Origin of the sequence: Streptomyces sp. NPDC096105, from assembly GCF_044763335.1 — a bacterium.
GTDB lineage: Bacteria > Actinomycetota > Actinomycetes > Streptomycetales > Streptomycetaceae > Streptomyces.
The window spans coordinates 101595-119457 of the sequence record NZ_JBIWGC010000021.1 but is presented as its reverse complement, the minus strand read 5'-3'; the positions used below and the strand labels follow the sequence as shown (position 1 = coordinate 119457).

The 17863-nt window shown below is 73.2% G+C and carries 9 protein-coding genes; all 9 read left to right on the top strand.

Annotated elements, in window-relative coordinates:
• Window positions 1–24: 24 nt before the first annotated feature.
• The 9 genes from ACIQ8B_RS26915 to ACIQ8B_RS26875 all read left to right on the top strand — a co-directional run bounded on the left by ACIQ8B_RS26915 (window position 25) and on the right by ACIQ8B_RS26875 (window position 17862).
• A complete protein-coding gene (locus tag ACIQ8B_RS26915; RefSeq protein ID WP_403550286.1) occupies window positions 25–3657 on the top strand; it encodes a DUF6531 domain-containing protein in 3633 nt (1210 codons plus the stop codon).
• A gap of 1087 nt (window positions 3658–4744) precedes the next feature.
• The gene (locus tag ACIQ8B_RS26910; RefSeq protein ID WP_403550284.1) at window positions 4745–6223 is read left to right on the top strand and encodes a sugar transferase; all 1479 of its coding nucleotides are present in this window, start codon (window positions 4745–4747) and stop codon (window positions 6221–6223) included.
• A 73-nt stretch (window positions 6224–6296) separates the two neighbouring features.
• Window positions 6297–7613, top strand: coding sequence for a nucleotide sugar dehydrogenase (locus tag ACIQ8B_RS26905; protein WP_403550282.1), 1317 nt, complete (start codon window positions 6297–6299; stop codon window positions 7611–7613).
• Entirely contained in the window at window positions 7603–8862 is a 1260-nt protein-coding gene (locus ACIQ8B_RS26900; protein WP_290003972.1) for a glycosyltransferase family 4 protein, read from the top strand. The genes ACIQ8B_RS26905 and ACIQ8B_RS26900 overlap by 11 nt, the downstream gene beginning before the upstream one ends.
• Window positions 8852–10219, top strand: a complete 1368-nt coding sequence (locus tag ACIQ8B_RS26895; RefSeq protein WP_403550280.1) for a polysaccharide biosynthesis protein — start codon at window positions 8852–8854, stop codon at window positions 10217–10219. The genes ACIQ8B_RS26900 and ACIQ8B_RS26895 overlap by 11 nt, the downstream gene beginning before the upstream one ends.
• The gene (locus tag ACIQ8B_RS26890) at window positions 10216–11775 is read left to right on the top strand and encodes a Wzz/FepE/Etk N-terminal domain-containing protein (RefSeq protein WP_403550278.1); all 1560 of its coding nucleotides are present in this window, start codon (window positions 10216–10218) and stop codon (window positions 11773–11775) included. Before ACIQ8B_RS26895 ends, ACIQ8B_RS26890 begins: the two co-directional genes overlap by 4 nt.
• A 3-nt stretch (window positions 11776–11778) precedes the next feature.
• On the top strand, window positions 11779–13716 hold the full coding sequence (asnB, locus tag ACIQ8B_RS26885) for an asparagine synthase (glutamine-hydrolyzing) (protein ID WP_290003979.1): 1938 nt from the start codon (window positions 11779–11781) through the stop codon (window positions 13714–13716).
• Between the two features lie 16 nt (window positions 13717–13732).
• A complete protein-coding gene (locus tag ACIQ8B_RS26880; RefSeq protein ID WP_403550275.1) occupies window positions 13733–15922 on the top strand; it encodes a bi-domain-containing oxidoreductase in 2190 nt (729 codons plus the stop codon).
• Entirely contained in the window at window positions 15919–17862 is a 1944-nt protein-coding gene (locus ACIQ8B_RS26875; protein WP_403550273.1) for an alginate lyase family protein, read from the top strand. Before ACIQ8B_RS26880 ends, ACIQ8B_RS26875 begins: the two co-directional genes overlap by 4 nt.
• The last annotated feature ends 1 nt before the right edge of the window (window position 17863 follow it).

Here is a 17863-nt window from a genome sequence, read left to right as displayed (position 1 = left end):
AAAGGCCAGGCGTCGCTATGGGACGTGGGACTGGCGGCGCTGGACTGCATACCCGGCATGAAAGGCCTGACCACCCTCGGCGGACTCGCCAAAGGGCTCAAGGCACTCGGCACAGGCGGGCTCAAGGCCATGGCGAAAGGGCTGGGACGGGGGCTGCGCAAGGGAGCGGACGACGCCGTCAGCAAGAGCAAGCCTGCCAAGGGTCGCTGCAAGAACGGCGATCCTGTCGACATGGTCTCCGGTGAGATGATCATGGAAGAGACCGATGTCAGCCTTCCCGGACTCCTCCCCGTCGTCCTGCGGCGCACGCATCTGTCGACGTACCGCTGGGGCCGATGGTTCGGTCCGTCCTGGGCATCGACGCTCGACGAGCGTCTCGAACTGGACGAGAAAGGCGCCGTCTTCGCGTCCGAGGACGGCATGATTCTCGTGTATCCCGTACCCGCACCAGGCACTTCGGTCATGCCGCTGGAGGGACCGCGCTGGCCCCTGCACTGGGACGGCACACCCGGCGTACCCATTCGCATCACCGATCCGGCATCGGGTCGCACCCGTCACTTCGCTCCGCCCACCGCGCCCGTCGCCGCACAGGAGGCGTTTACCCTTCCGCTGGCTGCGGTGACCGACCGCGGCGGGCGACGGATCAACTTCGATCGGGACGAATCCGGCGCCCCCGTCGCCGTTCACGACTCCGGCGGCCGTCGTATACGCATCGACACCGAGGGTGACCGGATCGTCGGGCTGCGGCTGTGCCACAAGGCGGACGGAATCGAAGGGACGACACTGCTGCGCTACGTGTACAGCGCTGAAGGGCACCTCACCGAGACCTACAACTCCAGCGGACTGCCGCTCAGGTTCACCTACGACGTCCAGGGACGCATCACATCCTGGACCGACCGCAACGAGTCCTGGTACCGCTTCACCTACGACCATCAGGACCGGTGCGTACGAGGTGACGGGGTCAACGGATTCCTCTCCTGCGCGATCGCCTACGACTCCGAAGCCCGCGAGACGCGCTACACCGACTCTCTGGGCCACACCACGACGTACCAGTACAACGAGCGCGGGCAGGTGGTCGCCCAGACCGATCCGCCCGGTAATACCACGCATGCCGAATGGGACGCTTACAACCGGCTGCTCTCGCGGACGGATCCGCTGGGCCACACGTCCCGCTTCACCTACGACGAGCGCGGCAATCTCACCTCTGTGGTCCGGCCCGACGGCACGACAACGACCTGTGAGTACGACGATTTCGACCGCCCCCTGTGGATCACCCTGCCGACCGGTGGCAGGCGCGGTTACGCGTACGACGAACACGGCCACCCAACAGCGACAGTCGACGCCGACGGCGCCGTCACCACTTATGCTCATGACGCCTCCGGTGCGCTTCTCTCCGTGACCAACGCTTTGGGAGCGACCCACCGTGTCAAGTCCGGTCCGCTAGGCCTGCCTGAGTCCGTCACGGCGCCGCTGGGCGGGACGAGCCGGGTCACACGTGACGCCTTCGGGCGTATCGTCGAATCCGTCGACGCCACGGGCGGGACGACCAGCACCACCTGGACGGTGGAGGGGCAGCCGGTCAAGCGGGTCATGGCCGACGGCAGCAGCGAGAGCTGGTCATACGACGGTGAGGGCAACGTCGTCCGTTACACCGGCACCGACGGACAAAGCACCACCCACACCATCACCCATTTCGACCGGTTGCGGGCCCGTACGGAGGCTGACGGCTCGACGACGTGGTTCGCGTACGACACAGAACTGCGGCTCACCTCCGTGACGAGCGCGTCGGGCGCGGTGTGGACCTACAAGTACGACCCAGCGGGCCGTCTCGTGAGCGAGACCGACTTCAACGGGCGCACCGTCTCCTACGCCTACGACGCGGCGGGTCGTCTGGTCCGGCGCACCAACGGCGCGGGCGAGACCACCACTTACGTGCGTGATGCGTGCGGACGGGTCGTGGAGCGGCGTTCCGAAGGGGAAGTCGTCACCTTCGCCTACGACGCCGCCGGCCAGTTGGTCGCGGCGGTCACGCCCGACACCGCTCTCACCCTCACACGCGACGCGGCGGGCCGTGTCGTCACCGAGGAGTGTGACGGACGCGCGCTGCACACGACGTACGACGTTCTCGGCAGGCGGGTGGAACGGCGGACTCCGTCGGGTGTCGTCAGCCGCTGGGAATGGGACGCGAACAACCGCCCCGTCCGGGTACGGATGGCCGGGAACTACCTGTCCTTCGGTTACGGGGCGTCGGGGCACGAGATCGAGCGGCGGCTCGGGGATGCGGCGGTACTGACCCAGGAGTGGGACGCGAGCCACCGCATCACCGGGCAGACGGTGCTCACAGAAGCCGCCTCCGATTCGGACGACCTGGACGGGACGCTGCTGCACCGCTCCTACGCGTACGGAGAGGGCGGCAGCCTGACCGCCATCGAGGACCAGGCCCATGGCGTCCGCCGGTTCACCCGTGATCGCCTCGGCCGGGTTGAGGCGGTCACCGCAAACGGGTGGGCCGAGCGTTACGCCTATGACGCGGCAGGCAATGTCAGCCGCGCCGACACGCCGGAGGGCGGCCCGCAGGGGGAACGGATCCACGACGGAACGCTCATCCGCAAGGCCGGCCACGTCACCTACGTCCACGACCCGCAGGGGCGACTTGTCCGGCAGACACGCAAGCTGCTGTCCGGAGGGATGCGGGAACGGACCTACACGTGGGACGCCGAGGACCGGCTCGTCCAGGTCACAACCTCCGAAGGATGCCGCTGGACTTATGTTTACGACGGTCTCGGCCGACGTGTCGCCAAGCGCCGGCTGTCCGACGACGGCCGGGCCGCAGAGGAAACCTTCTTCACCTGGGACGGTTCCCACCTGGTGGAACAGAGCGATTCCGCCGGCGGCCCCACCAGGAACTGGGAGTGGGCTCCCGGAACCAACCGCGCGCTGGCGCAGCTCGACCAGAGCGAGGTCGATCGCCGCTTCTACGCCATCGTCACCGATGTGGTCGGCACACCCACGGAACTGGTCGATGACAAGGGCCGGATCGCCTGGCGGGCACGCACCACTCTGTGGGGTACACCTCTGGCCGGTTCTTCGGACTCCGTTGACTGCCCTCTCCGCTTCCCGGGGCAGTACCACGACCGCGAAACAGGCCTCCACTACAACTTCCGCCGCTACTACGACCCCGCTAACGCTCGATACATCAGTTCGGATCCATTGGGTCTTGCCCCAGCGCCGAACCACCACGGGTACGTCCCTGACCCGCTTCGCTGGACCGACCCTTGGGGGTTGGTCAACTGCGAGAACAGCAGGCACGGCATCACCGAGCAACGTGAGGCCCACATCGAGGGCCAGCACGGACCGGGCGCTCAGGACCGGGTGCGGGACAACGCCGACCCGACCGGACCGGAGCCCTCACTGCCTGGTGAGTTCTACGAGGACTTCTTCTGGGACGGCGACGACTTCGTCCTGGGCCGACGGCTCCGGGAGGGTGTCGACGGAACCCCTGCGATCCCCAACCCCCGTGCCAGAGCGGGCCAGGACAGTCATCTGCACCGCTTCGACTACGGCGAGCCCGTAGGTGTGAACGGCAGCGGCCGGGAGACCAGCGTCGTCGAAGTCGTTATCCGCGACGGCCACATTCACACGGCGTACCCCATCTGAGCCGGCGTTGGGAGGCAGGGGAACAGGAGGGCCTCGGGTCGGCGACGGAACGGCCCCCGTCCTCGCCGCATGCACGACGACCACCGATCTCCCGCCCACTGCGGACGACCGTGCCCACGGAACATATTCGTTTCACCGCGAGGACCGACACATTCTTGCGGGCGGCCGGCAGTTTCCACCTTGGGAGCGGGGTCCGCGGCAGGAGCTGAACGGCCTCACCATCGAAAACCCCACCTCCATGACCTACTTCGGGACTACCTCATCGAGGTGGACGACTGAAAGCGGCGCGGTGGCGCCGACCGACGACCGGGACTGACGGCAGACCGGGAGGCGCCCGGCGGAACGGGTGCTTCAGCCGTTGGATCTCGGACATCCGTGGAACGTGCACGAAAGCGTTCGACGGGGCGGTGGGCCGCATTCCGGTCCCGGGGCGGGGAGGGCGGGCGGGGGGCGGGAGGCGCTCACGCCTCGGCGGGGACAGGGGTCCCGCACGCCCGTCACGTGCGCCGGGACCTCGGCGGTCGCCGCCGCGACGGGTGCGCGGGGCGGGCGGCGAGACGGCGTCGGCGGGGGCGTACGTCTCATCACCCAGGCAAAGGAGGGGAGTTGGGACGGCTGTGCGATACCCGCACGGACGGACCCCGGACGCCGTATCCGGCCACATCGCCCACACACAATTTCCCCACACCCTCTCTCCATCCCGGCCTCGATGGTCTAGATTGACCCTGCTTCGGCCGTTCGGGCCCGGGGCGACCGATTAAATGATCTTTAGGTCCGACGCCACGGGAGGGTTCGCCCACGGCGCCGGACATGGGGGTGATCACACCGCTGGGTCCCGGGGGGGCCCGGGTGCGGGACGCACCCGGGGGGCCGGTGAGGTCCGCTCGGCTCGATGTACCGGCGCGGCCGTGAGCCGCTGCCGCCGCGACAGGTTGTTCACGTTGTTCTTCGTCCGTCCGCAACCGGCCTGCCGGCGCGGGAGGCGGGGGTCTCCCTCGGCGAGGAACAGCGCGGTCCGGGGGGTGGGGCCCCCGGCGGAAACAGTGTCAGGCGCACACGTCGCATCACCGGGGACCTGGGGGGTTCTGTGCGGCAAGGGGGATTGGTCAGCCCGTTCCCGTCGGAACGGGGCCGGCTGACGGACGGGGCGTTACACCGGGGGACGACGGACTGGGAGCACCGGTACCGCCGTACCGTGATCATGAGCGACGCGGTGACCACCGCCGTCGTCGTCGCGGGGATCGGCAACTTCTTCGGCGTCCGGGACGCCGCCGACTGGCACGAGAAGTGGGGCATCCTCGCCTTCGGCACCTGGCTGCTGGTGCTGGGGGCGCTGGCGGTGAGCCGGTCGTGGGCGCCGACCGTGCTCGGCCAGGGCGCCGAGGAGTTCCGGCGGCTGGGCCGCTCGCTCTTCGTGGCGACCGTCGTGCTCGCGCTCGGCGGGATCGCCCTGACCTCGCGCAACATCAAACTCTGGATCTTCGTCGCGGTCCCCGCGATCGCGCTCGTCACGATGACGATGCGCTATCTGCTGCGCCTGTGGCTGCACCGGCAGCGCAAGGAGGGCCGCTGTCTGCGCCCGGTGCTCGCCGCCGGGAGCCCCGCCACGGTGCGCGACCTGATCGCCCGCACCCGCAAGTACCCGCACCTGGGCTGGCGCGTGGACGCCGTGTGCGTGACGGACGGCCCCGGACCCGACGGCGGCCGGCTGGACGGGGTGCCGGTGGTGGGACGGCTGGCGGACGTCGCCGACCACGTCCGCCGCGACGGCTACCGCGTCGTCGCCGTCACCCCCGACCCGCACTGGTCGCCGGACCGGCTGCAGCGGCTGTCGTGGAACCTGGAGGGCTCCGACGCCGAGATGGTCGTCGCCCCGGTGCTGATGGAGGTGGCCGGGCCCCGGCTGCACGTCGACGCGGTCCTCGGCATACCGCTGCTGCGGGTCAGCATGCCGGCGTTCACCGGCGGCCGCCGCGCGGTCAAGGGCGTCGTCGACCGGCTCGGCGCGCTGATCCTGCTGATGGCGTTCGCGCCGCTGCTGCTGCTGGTCGCGCTGCTCGTGGCGACGGACAGCCGGGGCGGGGTGTTCTACCGGCAGCGCAGAGTCGGCAAGGACGGCCGCGAGTTCACCATCTGGAAGTTCCGCACCATGATCCCCGGCGCGGACCGTGCCCGCGCCGCGCTGGACGGCCTCAACGAGGGCGCGGGACCGCTGTTCAAGATGCGCCGGGACCCAAGGGTGACCCGGGTGGGCGCGGTGCTGCGCCGCTACTCGCTCGACGAGCTGCCGCAGTTGTTCAACGTGCTCACCGGGTCGATGTCGCTGGTCGGCCCGCGGCCCCCGCTGCCGGAGGAGTGCGCCGCCTACGGCCCGGACATCCGGCGCCGGCTGAAGGTCAAGCCGGGGCTCACCGGACTGTGGCAGATCAGCGGACGCAGCGACCTTTCGTGGGAGGAGGCGGTCCGCCTGGACCTGCGGTACGTGGAGGACTGGTCCCTCGCCCTGGACACGGTGATCTTGTGGAAGACGCTGCGCGCCGTGGTGCAAGGGCAGGGGGCCTACTGATGCGCGGCGGCCGTGGGACGGCCGGCGTGCGGACCGCAGGCCGGCAGGGCCTGCCCGGGGGGAGGAACGGGTCATGAGAGTCAGCGTGTTCGGGCTCGGCTACGTGGGCTGCGTGTCGGCCGCGTGCCTGGCCGGCATGGGTCACGAGGTCATCGGGGTGGACGTCAACCCGGTGAAGGTGGACCTGGTCAACGACGGCAGGGCGCCCGTCGTCGAGGAGCGGATCGGCGAACTCGTCGCCGAGGTCGTGGGCAGCGGGGCGCTGCGCGCCACCACCGACGTGCGCGAGGCGATCGAGGGCAGCGAGGTGTCCCTGGTCTGCGTGGGCACTCCGTCGGAGCCCAACGGCAGCCTGTGCACGGCCTACTTGGAGCGGGTCACCGAGGAGATCGGCGCGGCGCTGGCCGAGCGGGGCGGGCGGCACACGGTGGTGTTCCGCAGCACGATGCTGCCGGGGACCTGCCTGGATCTGCTGGTGCCGATCCTGGAGAAGCACGTCGGCGGCACCGCCGGCGTCGACGTCGGCGTCGCGGTCAATCCGGAGTTCCTGCGCGAGGGCACCAGCGTGCGGGACTTCTTCGACCCGCCGAAGACCGTCATCGGCGAACTCGACACGGCGAGCGGCGACGTCGTCGCGGCGCTGTACGAGGACCTGCCCGGCGAGGTGTTCCGGGTGCCGGTGCCCACGGCCGAGGCGGTCAAGTACGCGGACAACGCCTTCCACGGACTGAAGATCGGCTTCGCCAACGAGCTGGGCGCGGTGTGCCGGGCGCTCGGGGTGGACTCGCACCAGGTGATGGACGTCTTCCTCGCCGACCGCAAGCTCAACATCAGCCCCGCCTATCTGCGTCCGGGCTTCGCCTTCGGCGGCTCCTGCCTGCCGAAGGACCTGCGCAGCCTGGTGCACGCGGCGCACCGGGCCGACGTGTCGGTGCCGATCCTCGCGCATGTGCTGCCCTCGAACGAGGAGCATCTGCAGCGCGCGGTGGAGCTGGTGGAGCGCACCGGGAAGCGCAAGGTCGGCCTGTTCGGGCTGTCGTTCAAGCCCGGCACCGACGACCTGCGCGAGAGCCCGCTGGTCGAACTGGCGGAACGGCTCTTCGGCAAGGGGTACGACCTGCGGATCCACGACGCCAACGTCAGCCTGTCCCGGCTGCTCGGCGCGAACCGGGAGTACATCGAGACCCGGCTGCCGCACCTGGCGCACCTGCTCGCCGACTCCGTCGAGGACGTGCTGGACCACGCCGAGGCCGTCCTGGTCGGGACGAAGGACCCGGCCGTGCTGTCGGCGCTGCCGCACGGCGACGACCCCGTGATCATCGACCTCGTCCGCCTCCCCGACGCCGAGGCGCGCCGGGCCGAATCCGGGTACGTGGGCCTTGCTTGGTGAGACGAAGGGCGCACGGGGCCGCCGCGCGCTGATCCTGGTGGAGAACCTGTCGGTGCCGTTCGACCGGCGGGTGTGGCAGGAGTGCCGGACGCTGCGCGACGCGGGCTGGGAGGTGGACGTCATCTGCCCGCGCGGCAGCAGGCGGGACACCGAGCCGGAGGCCGTGATCGACGGGGTGCGGATCCACCGCTACCCGCTGCGCGCGGCCACCGGAGGACCGGCCGGCTACCTGAAGGAGTACGGCACGGCGCTGTGGCACACCGCCCGCCTGGCCCGCAAGGTCGGCCCGGTCGACGTGGTGCACGCCTGCAACCCGCCGGACCTGCTGTTCCTGCCCGCGCTGTGGCTGAAGCGGCGCGGGGCGAAGTTCGTCTTCGACCAGCACGACCTGGTGCCGGAGCTGTACCTGTCCCGGTTCGGCCGGGGCGAGGACCTGCTGCACCGGGGCGTGTGCGCGCTGGAGCGGATGACGTACCGGGCGGCGGACGTGGTGCTCGCCACCAACGAGAGCTACCGGGACGTCGCCGTGCGCCGGGGCGGACGGCGGCCCGAGGACGTGTTCGTGGTGCGCAGCGCGCCGGACACCGAGCGGTTCCACCCGGTGGACCCGGAGCCGGAGCTGAAGCGCGGCAAACCCCATCTGCTGTGCTACCTGGGGGTGATGGGCCCGCAGGACGGCGTCGACTACGCGCTGCGGGCGCTGGCGAAGCTCCGCGACGAGGTGGGCCGCACCGACTGGCACGCGGTGTTCGTCGGCGGCGGCGACACCTTCGAGGCGATGGTGGAGCTGTCCCGCCGGCTGGGGCTCGCGGAGCAGGTGGAGTTCACGGGACGCGTGCCGGACGCCGACCTGGTGCGCTACCTGTCCACCGCGGACGTGTGCCTCTCCCCCGACCCGTGCAATCCGCTCAACGACGTGTCGACCATGAACAAGGTCCTGGAGTACATGGTGATGGGCCGGCCGATCGTCTCCTTCGACCTGAAGGAGGCGCGGGTCTCCGCCGGCGAGGCCGCCGTGTACGCGAAGGACGACGACGAGGGCGAGTTCGCCGCACTGATCGCCCGGCTGCTGGACGACCCCGAACAGCGCTCCCGCATGGGGAGGTCCGGGCAGGAACGGATCAACGGCCCGCTGGCGTGGCGCCATTCGCAGGCGGCGCTGCTGGCCGCCTACGAGGCCGCCGTCCGGGGCGGCGCGGGTGCGGCGGCGCGGAGCGGGCGGGAACGAGGCACGTCCCTTGAGCGATGACGCGATACGCCTGGTCACCGTCGGGCGGGTGCTGCGCGGGCGCGGCAGGCTGCTGACGGTCCTCGCCGTGCTGGGGGCGCTGGCCGGCCTCGGCGCCTCCCTGGTGTTCCCGCCGCGGTACACGACGTCGGCGTCGGTGCTGCTGCCGGGCGCCTGGGAGGAGCGCGTGCTGCTCACCCAGGCGGAGATCGCCACCAGCACGGTGGTGACCGACCGTACGGCCGCCGCGCTCGGCTGGGACGGGGTCGACGGCGAGGAGCTGCGCGAGCGGGTGCGCGCCGAGGTCACCGACGGCAACATCATCAGGATCTCGGGCACCGCCGAGAGCCCCGGGAGGGCCCAGCGGCTCTCCGACGAACTGGCGCGGCAGTTCGTGACGTTCTCCGCCCGGATCGTCGACGACACCGCCGACCCGACGGCGGCGGCCGGCCCCGACCAGCTGCGGCAGATGGTCCTCGCCGCCAGCCGCCGCATCACCGAGCTGGCCGACTCCGCCGACCCCGGCCGGACCGTGGAGAGCGTGCAGACCCGCACCGAGCTGGCGAAGCTGCGCACCGAGCTGCAGCAGGCGGTCGAGAAGCTGGACCGGACCGGCTCCGACGCGGCCGGCTCCCGTCTGGTCGTCATGGGTCCGGCGGCCGAGCCCTCCGGCGAGGCCCCGCCGACCCGGGTCCAGCTCATCGCCGCCGGTGCGGTGCTGTTCTTCCTGCTGACGGTCGTCGGGCATCTCACCGCGGCCCGGGTGAACCGCCGGCTGCGCGCCGAGCCGGAGATCGCCGCCGCGCTCGGCTCCGGGCTGCTGGGCGGTGTCGACGTGCCCGCGGACAAGGGCGCGCACCGGCCGGTGGGCGGCGGTGCGCGGCACCGGATCCGCCGGCTGCTCGGACTCGACACGCCCTGGAACACGCCCGCCCCGCCGGCCGCCGGGGACGAGGCGAGCCTGGGGATCCGCTACCGCAGGATGTGCGGCCGGATCCGCGGCCTGGTGCCGGGCGCGCGGCGGCTGCTGCTGGTCGTGCCCGACGACGACGGCATCGCGCTGCGGGCGGCACGGCGGCTGGCCGAGGAGGCCGGCGGCGCTCCGCTGCTGCGGGTGACGGAGGTCTCCGCCGAGGCGCCGCTGGTGCCCGACCGCGAGGACGCGGCGGGCGTCCTGGTCGTGCTGAGCGCGGGCTCCCGCACCGCCGCCGAACTGGCCGGTGTCGCCGAGGCGTGCGCGGACGCGGGCCACGACGTCGTCGGCGTCGTCCTGGCCGGCGCGGTCCGGACCCGCCCGGCGCGGTCCGCCGGCCCGCCGCGGGAGGCCGCCGCGCCGGCGCTCGCCCTCGGCGACGGCGCGCGGGGAGGTACGCGATGACGACCGCCACGGCGGAGCCGGCGGCCGCCGCTCCCCTGCTGGATCTGCAGGCGCTGGTGGTGTCGGTGCGCAGACGCCGCCGCGTGTGGGGGACCCTGGCGCTGCTGGGGCTGCTGATCGGCGTGGCGGTGGCGGTGGTGCTGCCCCCGCCGCCGACCGCGGTGACCAAGGTGCTGGTCGCGCACCAGGACGACCAGCCGAACGACCCCGGCACGCTGATCCGCACCGACGTGGCGCTGCTGCACACCACGCGGATCGCCGACGCGGCGCTCGAGTCGCTCGGGTCCTCCGAGAGCGCGGAGGACTTCATGGAGGACTACGAGGGCGCCGGCCTGACCAACAACCTGCTGGAGATCAGGGCCACGGGCGCGACCGGCGAGGAGGCGGTGGCCCGTGCCGAGGCGGTGGCCGAGGCGTTCGTCGCGGACCACGTGCGGCGGATCAAGCAGGCCGCGACCGCCGACGCCTCGACCCTGCTCGCGCAGCGCGACCGCATGCAGGAAGAGCTCGACCAGGTGAACGAGGCGATCGGCGACGGGCCGCCGGAGGGCAGCCCGGAGGAGTCGGCGAACCTGGAGTCGCTGTTCGCCCGCCGCGCCGAACTCAGCTCGCGCATCAGCGAGTTCTCGCAGCGGGCCGCGGAGGCCCGGGTGGGCACGCCCCGGCTGGTCGCGGGCACGCAGATCGTCGACGCCCCGCACACCGTGAAGCACTCGCTGCCCGTGGCCGTCGCCACCGACGGCGGCATCGGGCTGGTCCTCGGCCTGGTGCTGGGCCTCGTGGTCGCCGCGGTCGCCTCGGTGGTGGGCGACCGTCCGGTGCTGCGCCGGGACATCGCGCGGCACCTGGGCGCCTCGGTCACCGCGGAGCTGTCCCGGTCGGCGCTGCGGCCGGGCCTGTGGCGGCGCCGGCGCGCACGCGCGGCGCGGGCCCGGGTCACCTCGTCGCTGGCCCGTACGGCGCGCGGTGCCGCGGAGCCGCTGGCGCTGCTGGAGCTGGGCTGCGCGCGCGGGGCGGGGATGCTCGCCCTGGGCCTGGCGCGGACGCTGGCGGAGGACGAGCCGGTGGTCGTGGTCGACGCCCTGCCCCGGCACGGCCTCACCGGCCGCCGGCCGGAACCGGGCGACCCGGAGGTGGTCGGCGTGGAGCGGGCCGCGTCCCTGCCGGCCGGCCGGCGCCGGATCGGCGTCGCCTCGGTGGCGCCCGGCGCGGCCTGGTCCGACCTCGCCGACCTCGCCGGCCGGGCCGTGCTGGTGGTGCGGGCCGGGCACGGCACCACCGCGTGGCTGCACACCGTGGCGCGGCAGCTCGCGGACCGGCGCGTGGAGGTGGCCGGTGTGGTGCTGGTCGACCCCGATCCGCAGGACCGGACGGACGGGACGCTGTGGGACGGGCCGTTCCCGGGGCAGCGCGTCCGCGACGAGGGCCGGCCGGCCCGGCAGGACCGCGGGAGCGCCTCCCACCCCGTCCAGGCGGTGGGGGACGGTCCGCGGCGGACTCAGCGGCTGCCGATGTGGGCGGCGCGGGTCCCGGACAGCGACCAGGAGGGGCGGTAGCTCATGTGCGGCATCGCAGGCACGTACCGGTGGCCGGACGGCAAGGCGGTCACCGACCGGCTCACCGAGACCCTCGCCCACCGCGGCCCGGACGGGTCCGGCGGCTACGCCCACGCGCTGGGCGACGGCGAGGTGCACCTCGGGCACCGCAGGCTGGCCATCCTCGACCTGTCCGGCACCGGCGCCCAGCCGATGGCGTCGGACGGTCTGGCCCTGACGTACAACGGCGAGCTGTACAACGCGCCGGAGCTGCGGGCCGAGCTGGAGGGCGCCGGGGTGCGGTTCCGGGGCAGCTCGGACACCGAGGTGCTGCTGGAGGCGTGGCGGCGCTGGGGCACGGACTGTCTGCCCCGGCTGCGCGGCATGTTCGCGTTCGCCGTGTTCGACGAGCGGACCGGCGAGCTGGTGCTGGTCCGCGACCAGCTCGGCATCAAGCCGCTGTTCCTGCTGCGGCGGGGTGAGGGGCTGGTGTTCTCCTCGGAGCTGAAGGCGCTGGCGGCGGTGGCCGGCGGGTCGCTGGAGGTGGACCCGGCGGCGCTGGTCGCCTCGCTGCTGTACTACTGGGTGCCGGACTCGCGGTGCGCGCTGCGGGGGGCGGAGAAGCTGCCGCCGGGCACCTGGCTGCGGTGCCGGCCGGACGGCTCCGTGCAGCGCGGGCGGTTCTGGGACCTGCGGGAGGTCGCCGCCGAGGGCCAGGAGCGCGCCCTGTCCGGTGAGCTGCCGGACCTGGCGGCGGTGGTGGAGGAGTCGACGCGGCTCCACCTGCTGTCCGACGTGCCGGTGGCGACGTTCCTGTCCGGCGGGCTGGACTCCAGCTATCTGACCGCGCTCGCGGCCCGCGACCGGCCCGGCATCCCCGCGTACACCATCGGGTTCCGGGCGGAGGACGCGCGGTTCGAGGCGATGCCGGACGACCTGCGCTACGCCCGGCGGGTGGCCGAGCGGTTCGGGGTCGACCTGCGGGAGATCGAGATCGCGCCGGACGTGCAGGACCTGCTGCCGCGGATGACGTACCACCTGGACGAGCCGGTCGGCGACCCGGCCGCGATCAACACCTTCCTCATCTGCTCGGCCGCCCGGGAGGCCGGGGTGAAGGTGATGCTGTCGGGGATGGGCGCCGACGAGCTGTTCGCCGGGTACCGCAAGCACCTGGCGAACCTGATCGCGGTGCGCTACCGGCGGGTGCCGGGGCCGGTGCGGCGCGGGGTGGCCGCCGCCGTGGACCGGCTGCCGGTCGCCACCCGGCGGCGCGGGCTGCGGTCGGTGCGGTTCGCCAAGCGGTTCCTGTCCTTCGCGGGCCTGCCGGAGGAGACCGCGTTCCGGCGCAGCTACACCCTGTACGACCGCGAGGAGCTGATCGGGCTGCTCGACCCGGACCTGGCCCCGGCGGTGGACGACGTGCTGACCGAGCACGCGGACGTCTACCGGGACAACGCCCTCGACGACTTCGTGAACCGCATGTGCCTGGCGGACGCCCGGATGTTCCTGCCGGGTCTCAACCTCGCCTACACCGACCGGTCGAGCATGGCCGCGTCGACCGAGGTGCGGGTGCCGTACGTGGACGTCGAGGTGGTCAGGGCGGCGTTCGCGGTCCCGGGCGCGCGCAAGATCGCCGGGCGGCAGGGCAAGGCGGTGCTCAAGGAGGCGGCCACGACGGTGCTGCCGCGGGAGATCGTGTACCGGCCCAAGGGGCTGTTCAGCGCCCCGCTGCGGGCCTGGATGAGCCGGGACCTCGCGCCGCTGGTGCGCGAGGTGGTGCACGACGGCCTGCTGGTCCGCTCCGGCTTCCTGCGCCGGGAGGCGCTGGCGCGCATGGTCGCCGAGGACGCCGCCGGGCAGCGGGACCACTCCAAGCACCTCTGGCACGTGCTGACCCTCGAGCACTGGTACCGCGACGCGACCTCCCGGACCGGCCACGACTCCCCCGCCCCGACGGCGTAGAGACAAGAGGAACTCCGTGAAACAGGTAGTGCAGAACTACAAGAGCGGTGAGCTGACGCTGCTCGACGTGCCGGTGCCGGGCTGCAAGCCGGGCGGGGTGCTGGTGCGCAGCGCCTTCTCGCTGATATCCACCGGCACGGAGCTGATGAAGGTGTCCGAGGCCGGCATGTCGATGCTGGGCAAGGCGCGTTCGCGGCCGGACCAGGTGGCGAAGGTCGTGCAGAGCGTCGCCGCCAACGGGGTGCCCGCCACGTACCGCAAGGTGATGGGCAAGCTCGACTCGTACACGCCGCTGGGCTATTCGCTGTGCGGGGTGGTGGAGCAGGTCGGCGCCGGTACCGACGACGTGAAGGCGGGCGACCTGGTGGCGTGCGCGGGCAACGAGCACGCGCTGCACGCCGAGCTGAACTGGGTGCCGAAGAACCTCTACGTCCCGGTGCCGGACGGGGTGGCGCCCCGGCACGCGGCCTTCGGCACGGTCGGGTCGATCGCGCTGCAGGGCGTGCGGCAGGGCGAGTCGCGGCTCGGCGAGACGGCCCTGGTCATCGGGCTGGGGCTGATCGGGCAGCTGGTGGTGCAGCTGCTGAACGCCTCCGGTGTGCGGGTGGTCGGCGTGGATCCCGACCCGGCCCGCTGCGAGCTGGCCGAGCGGCTGGGCGCGGCGGCCTGCGGCGACCCAGACTCCGCGGGCGTGGAGAGCGCGGTCGCGGAACTCACCGGCGGCATGGGCGTGGACCAGGTGTACCTGGCGGCCGGCGGGAGCAGCAACCAGCCCGTCGAGCTGGCCGCGCGGCTGTGCCGGGACCGCGGCCGGGTGATCGACATCGGCAAGTGCCGGCTCGACCTGCCGTGGAACGCGTACTACGAGAAGGAGCTCGACGTCCGCTTCTCCCGCAGCTACGGGCCCGGCCGCTACGACCCGGAGTACGAACTCCAGGGCCGGGACTACCCGATCGGCTACGTCCGCTGGACCGAGCGGCGCAATCTGGCGTGCTTCCTCGACCTGATCGCCCGGGGCGCCGTCGACGTGGAGCCGCTGGTGTCGCACGTCGCGGACTTCGGGGACGCCGTGGAGACGTACCGGCGGCTTCAGGAGGGCGGGCTCGAGGCGGTGGCCGTGCTGTTCCGGTACCCGTCGGCCGGGGACCCGCCCGCCGTCGAGGCCCCGGAGGCGACGGTGCCCGAGGTGCGGCGGCGCGCCGCCCGGCCGGCTCCGGCGCGGCGCCCCGGCCCGGTGCGGCTGGCGTTCGTGGGCGCGGGGAACTACGCCTCGTCGATGCTGCTGCCGCATCTGGCGCGGCGCGACGGCGTGGAGCTGTCCACGGTCGTCACCACCACGGCGCTGTCCGCGGCCAACGCGCAGCGGAAGTTCGGCTTCGGAAAGGCCACCACCGATCTGGACGCGGTGCTCGGCGACCCGGCCGTGGACGCGGTGTTCGTGGTGACCCGGCACAGCTCGCACGCCGAGCTGGCCCGCCGGGCGCTGCTGGCGGGCAAGGCGGTGTTCGTGGAGAAGCCGCTGGCGCTCACCGAGGAGGAGCTGGCCGGGGTGCTCGCGGCGGTCGAGGAGTCCGGCAACGACCGGATCCAGGTGGGCTTCAACCGCCGGTTCGCCCCGCTGCTGCGGGAGGCCCGGGAGCGGTTCGGCGCCCGCACCGGCCCGGCGAGCCTGCGCTACCTGGTCAACGCGGGCCGTCTGGAGCAGGGCAGCTGGTACCTGCGGCAGGACACCGAGGGATCGCGGTTCGCCGGGGAGGGCGGGCACTTCGTCGACACCGCGAGCTGGCTGCTGGGCGCCGACCCGGTGTCGGTGTACGCGGTCGCCCCGGCCGGCGACGAGGACCTGCAGATCGTGCTGCGCTACCCGGACGGCTCCACGGCCGCCATCAGCTACGTCACCTCCGGTCCTTCGTCCTTCCCGAAGGAGACGCTGGACCTCATCGCGGACGGCAAGGTGCTGCGGCTGGACGACTTCGTGCGGGCCGCCGTGCACGACGGCCGGCGCCGGCAGTGGGTCGGCTCCCGGCTGCCGAAGGCCCGGGACAAGGGGCAGAACGCACAGCTGGCGGCGTTCGTGAGGGCCGTGCGGACCGGCGGGCCGATGCCGGTGCCGCTGGAGTCGCTGGCCGCCACCACGACGGCCACGCTCGCCGTGCGCACGGCGCTGGCGAGCGGCGTCCCGGTCACCCTGGCGGGGGCGCGATGAGCATGAGCGCGGGGTGGTACCTGCGGCGGCTGTCCCGGATGGGGCCGCGGGAGGCCGGCGGCCGGGCGGCCGACGCGGTGCGCCGGCGGCGGTGGCGCGCGGGGCTGCCCGGACGGCCGCCGGTGACGGGCGTCCGGTTCACGGCCGTGCTGCCGGAGGGCGCGCTCGCCGCGGTGGCGCCGGACGCGGTGAAGCGCCTGGTCGCCGAGGCCGACCGGCTGATGGCGGGGCGGGCCGAGTTCTTCGGGGTGGTCCGCGACGACATGACGGACCCGGACTGGCACCACGACCCGAGGACCGGGCGCCGCGCCCCGCTGGAGCACGCCTTCGACGTGCCGTACCGCGACGAGGAGGCGGTCGGCGACATCAAGCAGATCTGGGAGCCGTCCCGGCACCAGTACCTGACCGTGCTGGCCGCCGCGTACGCGCTCACCGGGAACGACCGGTACGCGGAGCGGGTGGCCGCGCATCTGCGGTCGTGGTGGGAGGCCGACCCGCCGCTGCGGGGCGCGCACTGGGTCAGCGGCATCGAGCTGGGCATCCGGCTGCTGTCGTGGGTGTGGATCCGCCGGCTGCTGGACGGCTGGGCGGGCGCGCCCGCGCTGTTCGAGGAGAACCCGGTGGCGCTGGACCAGATCTGGCACCACCAGCGCTGGCTGGCGGCGTTCCCCAGCCGGGGGTCGTCGGCGAACAACCACGCGGTCGCCGAGGCCGCCGGGCAGCTCGCCGCCTCCTGCGCGTTCGGCTGGTTCCCGTACTCGCCGCGCCTGCGGGCGGACGCGCTGCGCGACCTGGACCGGCACCTGCGCGCCAACACCTTCCCGTCGGGGATCAACCGGGAGCTGGCGAGCGAGTACCACGGGCTGGTGCTGGAGCTGGGCCTGGCCGCGCTGGCCGAGGCGGACGCCGCGGGCGTGGCCGTCCCGCCGACGGTGCGGCTGGTGCTGCTGCGGATGACGGACGCGCTCGCGGCCGTCGTCGACGACCGGCTGCGCCCGCCCCGCCAGGGGGACGCGGACGACGGGCACGGGCTGGTGCTGGACGGCCCCGGCACCGGCCGCTGGGGGTCGCTGCTGGCCACCGGGGACGCGGTGTTCGGCCGGCGCGACTGGTGGCCGAAGGTGCCGGGCGGTGACGTCCGCACCCCGCTGCTGGCCTCGCTGATCGAGCCGTACCGGAACGGTGCGGCGCGTCCGGAGAGCCGGCCGGCGCACTTCGCGGACGCGGGGCTCACCGTGCTGCGGGGGCCCGGGGGGATCTGGTGCCGCTGCGACGGCGGGCCGCACGGTTTCCTGTCGATCGCCGCGCACGCGCACGCCGACGCGCTGTCCGTGGAGGTCCGGCACGACGGGGTCGACGTGCTGGCCGACCCGGGCACGTACTGCTATCACGGCCAACCGGAGTGGCGGAGCTACTTCCGGTCCACGCTCGGCCACAACACGTTCGAGGCGGGCGGCCGGGACCAGTCGGTGTCCGGCGGCCCGTTCCTGTGGACGCGGCACGCCACGACGCGGGTGCTGGCGGTGGACACCGACGGGGAGGAGGCGGCGCGCTGGTGCGCCGAGCACGACGGCTACCGGCCGCTGATCCACCGGCGGCAGGTGGAACTGGCGTACGAGAGCCGCGAGGTGCGGGTGGTCGACACGGTGAGCGGCGACCGCCGGGAGGTGCGCCTGGCGTTCCACCTCGGCCCGGAGATCGGCGCGGAGCTGGAGGGGAGCCGGGCGCGGCTCACCTGGAGCCGGGACGGCGAGTCCCGCTCGGCGGTGCTCGACCTGCCGGCCGGGCTCACCTGGCGGGCGCACCGCGGGGAGAGCGAGCCGCCGCTGGGCTGGTACTCCCCCGGGTTCGGACGCAAGGAGCCGAGCACCACGCTGGTCGGCAGCGGATCCGTCGACGGGACGGCCGAGTTCACCACCGTCCTCGGGTTCGACGGCTAGG

What these genes read in the sequence shown, in the direction of transcription:
- asnB (WP_290003979.1), top strand. Translation starts at nt 11,779, where the DNA reads ATGTGCGGCATCGCAGGCACGTACCGGTGGCCGGACGGCAAGGCGGTC.
- ACIQ8B_RS26890 (WP_403550278.1), top strand. Translation starts at nt 10,216, where the DNA reads ATGACGACCGCCACGGCGGAGCCGGCGGCCGCCGCTCCCCTGCTGGAT.
- ACIQ8B_RS26905 (WP_403550282.1), top strand. Translation starts at nt 6,297, where the DNA reads ATGAGAGTCAGCGTGTTCGGGCTCGGCTACGTGGGCTGCGTGTCGGCC.
- ACIQ8B_RS26875 (WP_403550273.1), top strand. Translation starts at nt 15,919, where the DNA reads ATGAGCATGAGCGCGGGGTGGTACCTGCGGCGGCTGTCCCGGATGGGG.